This is a genomic window from Frankia sp. CeRuru1 (assembly GCF_977966315.1).
In genome coordinates this window covers 1-6,085 of record NZ_CDWWEW010000315.1, presented here as the reverse complement: position 1 = coordinate 6,085, position 6,085 = coordinate 1, and the positions used below count along the sequence as shown (strand labels likewise).

The window sequence follows — 6,085 nt, the reverse complement described above, 5'->3', positions numbered from 1 at the left end:
CTCCCGGGAGGTGGTCTCGGCCCCGAGCCCCTGAGGCTTGCTGGCGCCGTGGAAGTCACTGGAACCGGTCGCCACCAGCGAGAGCTCGGCAGCGAGGCCACGTAGCCGGCGCCGCTCGACGGGTAGGTGATCGGGGTGATCGACCTCGAGGCCGGTCAGGCCCGCCTTCGCCATCGCCTCGATCACCTCGGGACCGACCGTGACGCCGCGCCTGCTCGCGAACGGGTGCGCGAACACGCTCACCCCGCCGGCGCCGTGGATGAGGCGAAGCGCCTCCCAGACGTCCGGCTGCTCCTTGCCCACCCAGTACGGTCCGCCCGCGCCGATCCACCGGTTGCTGAACGCGGCCGCCACCTCGGGGATCAGCCCGGTCTCGACCATGACCGCGGCGATGTGGGGCCGGCCCACCGTGCCGGCCGCCAGCTCCAAGACCCGTTCCCAGCGCACCGGATGCCCGTCCGCGGTGAGCCGGTCGACCATCCGACGGGCCCGGGTGGCGCGATGTTCTCGCACCCGGGCCCGGGCTGCCGCGAACGCCGGCTCGGCCGGGTCGAACAGGTAGGCCAGCACGTGCAGGGATACCCAGGCACCTGCTACCTCGACCTGGCAGGAGATCTCGGTGCCCGGCACCAGGGTCAGCCCGGCCGGCAGGGCCGCGGCCGCGCGGCCGATGCCCGCGATGGTGTCGTGGTCGGTGAGCGCGAGGACCGACAGGCCCTGCCCGGCCGCGAGCCGGACGAGGTTCTCCGGTGACTCCAGGCCGTCCGAGGCGGTCGAATGGGTGTGCAGGTCGATGGCCACCCGCTCCATAATGCTTCATAGTGGCAGCTTTTCGCCGCGAGGCGATGATGTGGGCGGCAGGCGGTGGCGGCGGGCGGGAGGTGAGGCCTACAGGTCCAGATCGGTCAGGACCAGCACCCGCTCCTCGGTGAGGTCGGTCATGGCCGAGCGGACCCCCTCCCGCCCGATGCCGGAACCCTTCGTCCCACCGTAGGGCATCTGGTCGGCCCGGTACGACGGGACGTCGCCGATGACGACCCCCCCGACCTGGAGCTCCCGGTGGGCGCGGAACGCGGTGGCCAGGTCGTGGGTGAACACCCCGGCCTGCAGGCCGTAGGCGCTGTCGTTGATCCGGGCGAAGCCCTCGTTGACGCCGTCGACCGCCGCCACGACGATCACTGGGCCGAAGACCTCCTCGCCTACCACCTTGGCGGTGAGCGGAACGTCGGTCAGTACGGCCGGGCTGAGACTCGTGCCGTGGCGCGTCCCGCCGCAGACGAGTGTCGCCCCCGCCTCGACGGCCTCGATGATCCACGCTTCGACCCGTTCCGCCGCCGCGACGTCGATCAGCGGCCCCACGTCGGTGGCCGGGTCGGCCGGATCCCCGTCGTGCAGCGCCCGCACGGCGGCGACGATCTCGGCGAGCAGCTCGTCGATGATCGTGCGGTCTGCGTAGACCCGCTGCACGGCGATGCACGACTGGCCGGCCTGGTAGTTGGCGAACAGGGCGATGCGGCCGGCGGCCCGGGCCAGGTCGGCGGGAGCCGCGTAGTCGGCGGCGACCAGCACCGCCGCGTTCCCGCCGAGTTCGAGGACCACGTGCTTGCGGGGGACCGCGTCGCGGATGGACCAGCCCACCGGGCCGGAACCGGTGAAGGACACCACAGGCAGCCGAGGGTCTGCGATGAGCGGGCCGAGGCGGTCGTTGGGGATCGGGAGGACCGACCACGACCCCTCGGGCAAGCCGGCGTCGGCGAGCAGGTCGCCGAGGAACAGCGCCGACAGCGGCGTGCGCGGGGCCGGCTTCACGATGATCGGCGCGCCGACCGCCAGCGCTGGCGCCACCTTGTGGGCGACCAGGTTGAGCGGGAAGTTGAAGGGGGTGATGCCCAGCACGGGCCCGCGGGGGAAACGCCGGGTGAGCGCGAGCCGTCCCTCCCCGGTGGGATCGGTGTCCAGCCTGGTCAGCTCCCCGGCGAAGCGCCGGGCCTCCTCCGCCCCCCAGCGGAAGGTGGAGCTCGCCCGGGCCACCTCGGCACGCGACCAGGTCAGCGGCTTACCGCTCTCCGCGGTGATGAGACGGGCCAGTTCGTCGCCCCGACGGGCGATCTCCTTCGACACGGCGGCGAGCGCGCCGGCGCGGACGTGGGCCGGCAGCGCCGCGAACGCTGGCGCGACCGCCGCCGCGGCGGCCACGGCCGTCTCAACCTGGTCGGGGTCCGGCTGCGCGACGACAGCGACCTCCGCGCCGTCGAACGGGTGCCGGACGGTGGTCGCCGCCGGCCCGGTGGCCGGCTTGCCTGCCAGCCAGAACGGCGTCGGCTCGCTCATCGCGCGGATGACCGGTCGGCGCGGGCGGCCATCGGGCCGCCTGGCGTCGGGCCGCCTGCCGTCGTCATCACCATCGAGCTCATTCTAGGCGCCCGTGCGGGCGGGGTGCCGGCGGCGCGCCCGGTCCCGCCCGAGGACCACCGACCGGATCCCGGCGGCGGGGGACGATGGCCAGGCCAGGCCAGGCCAGGCCAGGCCAGGGCCGCGGCGCGGGTGGCCGTGGCCGTGGCCGTGGCCGTGGCCGTGGCCGTGGACAGGGTATGTGCGCAGGCAGACGATCAGGTAGGAGCCGACGATGACCATTCCTAACCAGGCGGCGACCGGAACCGGCCTGCCCGCCACCGGCGGCCCGCGGCTGCCCCAGGAGCTGCGTCTGTACACCGAGATCCCCGGCCCGCGGTCCCGGGCACTCGCCGCGCGCCGCGCCGGCGCCGTGGCCCGGGGGGTCGGTGAGACCCTCCCGGTCTACGCGCACGCGGCGGGCGGCGGGGTCGTGGTCGACGTGGACGGCAACTCGCTCATCGACTTCGGTTCGGGGATCGCGGTGGTCAGCGTCGGCAACGCCGCGGACGAGGTCGTCGAGGCCGTGCGCGAGCAGATTGGCCGGTTCACCCACACCTGCTTCATGGTGACGCCGTACGAGGGCTATATCGCCGTCTGCGAGGCGCTGAACCGGCTGACGCCGGGTACCCACGAGAAGCGCTCGGTATTGTTCAACTCCGGAGCGGAGGCCGTCGAGAACGCCGTCAAGATCGCGCGTAGTGCGACCGGCCGGGACGCGGTCGTCGTCTTTGAGCACGCCTACCATGGCCGGACGAACCTGACGATGGCGATGACCGCGAAGTCGATGCCCTACAAGAGCGGGTTCGGGCCGTTCGCGCCCGAGGTCTACCGGATGCCGCTGGCGTATCCCTACCGCTGGCCGACCGGTCCCGACCGCTGCGGGGAGGAGGCCGCCGAGCGGGTGATCGAGCTCGTGCGGGACGAGATCGGAGCCGCGTCCGTCGCCGCGATGGTCATCGAGCCGATCCAGGGGGAGGGCGGTTTCATCGTCCCCGGGACCGGGTTCCTGCCCCGCCTCGCCGAGTTCTGTACGGCTTCGGGGATCGTGTTCGTGGCGGACGAGGTGCAGACCGGGTTCGCCCGGACCGGGACGATGTTCGCCTGCGAGCATGAAGGTGTCGTCCCGGATCTCATCGCCACCGCCAAGGGCATCGCCGGCGGCTTGCCGCTCGCGGCCGTCACCGGCCGTCCGGAGATCATGGATGCCCCCCAGGCCGGCGGGCTCGGCGGCACCTACGGGGGGAATCCGGCGGCCTGCGCTGCGGCTCTCGCCGCGATCGACCTCATCGAGTCCGTGGGCCTGGCCGGCCGGGCCCGCCGGATCGGCGAGATCGCCCTGCCCCGCCTGCACGCGTTGCGCGAGCGGTACGACTTCGTCGGGGACGTCCGGGGGCGGGGCGCGATGGTCGCCCTGGAGCTGGTCCGGGGCGCCGGCGACGACAGCCCGGACAAGGTTCTCACCGCCGCCGCGGCCGCGGCCTGCCATCGTCGCGGCCTGATCGTGCTCACCGCGGGCACCTGGGGCAACGTGCTCCGGCTGCTGCCACCGCTGGTGATTGAGGAGTCGTTGCTGCTGGCCGGCCTCGATCTCCTCGACGAGGCGTTCGCGGAGCTCGCGGCGCGCCGTCAGCCTCCCTTCCCGGCCCGCCCGGAGGCGTGACGGAGGGCTGGAGGGTGACGGAGGGGTGGCGCACCCGGCTGTTCGGCACATCTGCCCAGGTGGGGCGATTGCGGGTGGAAACCTGGTGGGGCGATTGCGGGTGGAAAGCCGAGGGCATACCGGTGCCGGAGTGCCGATGTTCGGCGACATCTCCACCTACGCCAGGAGGCGCCCGGTGACCATTGCTGCGGCCTGCCCGCGCTGTCTCGGACCGCTGCGTCCACCCGATCTGTGGAGCAGCCAGTGGCGGTGTGACGATCACGGGGAGGTGAGTCCCTACCGCACTGCGGTGTCGTCGCGGGAACAGGCGCTCCACGCGCTGTCGAGGACCTCGACGGTCCCGGTCTGGTTGCCGCAGCCGATGCCGGTCCACTGGTACGTCAGCGGTGTCGGCTGGGCCGGTGACGAGCGTACCGGGCCGCGTGCTACGGCAGTCGCCGCCGCCGGGCCCTCCCCGTTGGGCGGGCCGGCCGAGATGGTGCTTGTCGCCGAGGCGCCTCGGGTGGGACTCGGCGCCCGGCTCGCGGGCATCAGCGGTCCCGATCCCGAACCGCTGCCCGGCGTACCGGAGGCGAAGGTCGAGGCCGCCGGGCATCCCACGGCGTTGTGGCCGCTGGTCGTACCCCCCGATCGGGCGGCGTTCGTCGGGGAGGCCCGGGGGGTGTGGCTGTGGCTGGTGCTCTGGCCGGCCGACGCGGCCCTGCTCCTGCTGGAACACCTCGTGCTGCGGGACCTGCGCGACGATCCGCAGCTCGGCGAGCGGTCGTTCTTCGGCGCCTCGAGCCAGCATCTGTCCGCGGGGCCGCTGCCCGGGCGGTGAGCCGCCATGGTCACGGAACCCCGGCCCCGGAACCCCGGCCGCTGGGGGACCTGGTGCACCCGCCCGTAAGCTCGCTCACCATGACGGACGCCGCTGCCTCCCGCACATCCTCCTGGGGAAGCCTCGGTACGGTGGCGCCGCAGCCGGTCCGGGTCGAACCCGCCGAGGTCGACCGTAACCGGCTGGCCGTGATCGTCAACCCGAGCGCGGGTCACGGGCGGGCGATGCGGATGCTTGACGGCGTCCGCGCCGAGCTCGCGCGCTGGGCACGGGACGTCCGGGTCACCCCGACCCGCGACCTCGCCCATGCGGACGATCTCGCGGCGGCGGCCACCGCCCAGGGCCGGGTCGTGGTCGCGCTCGGGGGCGACGGCCTAGCCGGCGCGGTGGCAGGGGGGGTGGCCCGCTGCGGCGGCGTGCTCGCGGTGCTCCCCGGCGGGCGCGGCAACGACTTCGTGCGTGGTCTCGGCCTGCCCCGCGACCCGTGCCGCGTCGCGGCCGGGCTCGCGCACGCCCGGGAACGCCGGGTCGACCTGCCCGAGGTCGGCGGCCGGCCGTTTCTCGGGATCGCGAGCGTCGGCTACGACTCCGACGTCCAGGTGATCGCCAACCGGACCCGGTTCCTGCGCGGCCAGCAGGTCTACACCTACGCGGCGCTGCGGGCGCTGGCTGCCTGGCGCCCGGCGCGCTTCACGGTGACGGTGGACGACCTCGCACCTCGGGACCTGGTCGGGTGGACGGTCGCGGCGGCGAACTCGGCGTATTACGGCGGCGGGATGCGGTTCGCCCCGGGGGCGGACATCGCCGACGGACTGCTGGACGTCCTGCTGATCTCGCGGACCTCCCGCCTGACGTTCCTGGCGCTGTTCCCGCGGGTGTTCTCCGGGCATCACGTCGACACCCGGCACGTGCGGGTGCTGCGGGCCCGGCGGGTGCGCGTCGAGGCCGACCGGCCCTTCGCCGTCTACGCCGACGGCGATCCGCTGGCGTCGCTGCCAGCGGAGATTGTCGTGCGCCCCGGTGCCCTGCGGCTGCTCGTGCCGGTTATTCCGGCGTCCTGAAGCCGGATTCCGGCGCCGGGCGGTCGGATTCGGCTGCCGTGGGTTCGGCCGCGGTGGGTTCGGCCGGGTCCGCGGTCTCGGGCCTCGGCGTGGTCTCGGGGGTCAGTGTGATCTCGGGGGTCGCATGGTAGTCGATGCGGCCGGCTGCCT

Annotated in this window: 5 protein-coding genes; 3 read left to right on the top strand and 2 right to left on the bottom strand. The window is 73.9% G+C overall.

The window, feature by feature from the left end:
* Both AC08OP_RS19010 and AC08OP_RS19005 read right to left on the bottom strand, forming a co-directional pair.
* Positions 1-810, bottom strand: an 810-nt coding sequence (locus AC08OP_RS19010; protein WP_476615423.1) for a PHP domain-containing protein, incomplete at its 3' end; no start/stop codon positions are given.
* Between the two features lie 78 nt (positions 811-888).
* Positions 889-2,331, bottom strand: a complete 1,443-nt coding sequence (locus tag AC08OP_RS19005; protein ID WP_462203433.1) for an aldehyde dehydrogenase family protein — start codon at positions 2,329-2,331, stop codon at positions 889-891.
* Between the two features lie 295 nt (positions 2,332-2,626).
* Here AC08OP_RS19005 and gabT point away from each other — a divergent pair, with 295 nt between their 5' ends.
* The 3 genes from gabT to AC08OP_RS18990 all read left to right on the top strand — a co-directional run bounded on the left by gabT (position 2,627) and on the right by AC08OP_RS18990 (position 5,935).
* Entirely contained in the window at positions 2,627-4,054 is a 1,428-nt protein-coding gene (gabT, locus tag AC08OP_RS19000) for a 4-aminobutyrate--2-oxoglutarate transaminase (protein ID WP_476615422.1), read from the top strand.
* Positions 4,055-4,229: 175 nt separating this feature from the next.
* Positions 4,230-4,874, top strand: a complete 645-nt coding sequence (locus AC08OP_RS18995) for a DUF6758 family protein (RefSeq protein ID WP_476615421.1) — start codon at positions 4,230-4,232, stop codon at positions 4,872-4,874.
* A gap of 80 nt (positions 4,875-4,954) precedes the next feature.
* Positions 4,955-5,935 carry a diacylglycerol/lipid kinase family protein gene (locus AC08OP_RS18990; protein ID WP_476615420.1) on the top strand — a complete coding sequence of 327 codons (981 nt, stop codon included), beginning with the start codon at positions 4,955-4,957 and terminating at the stop codon, positions 5,933-5,935.
* Positions 5,936-6,085: the final 150 nt, after the last annotated feature.

Coding starts and splice junctions, on each gene's coding strand:
- AC08OP_RS19005 (WP_462203433.1), bottom strand. CDS start 2,331: ATGAGCGAGCCGACGCCGTTCTGGCTGGCAGGCAAGCCGGCCACCGGG.
- AC08OP_RS18990 (WP_476615420.1), top strand. CDS start 4,955: ATGACGGACGCCGCTGCCTCCCGCACATCCTCCTGGGGAAGCCTCGGT.
- gabT (WP_476615422.1), top strand. CDS start 2,627: ATGACCATTCCTAACCAGGCGGCGACCGGAACCGGCCTGCCCGCCACC.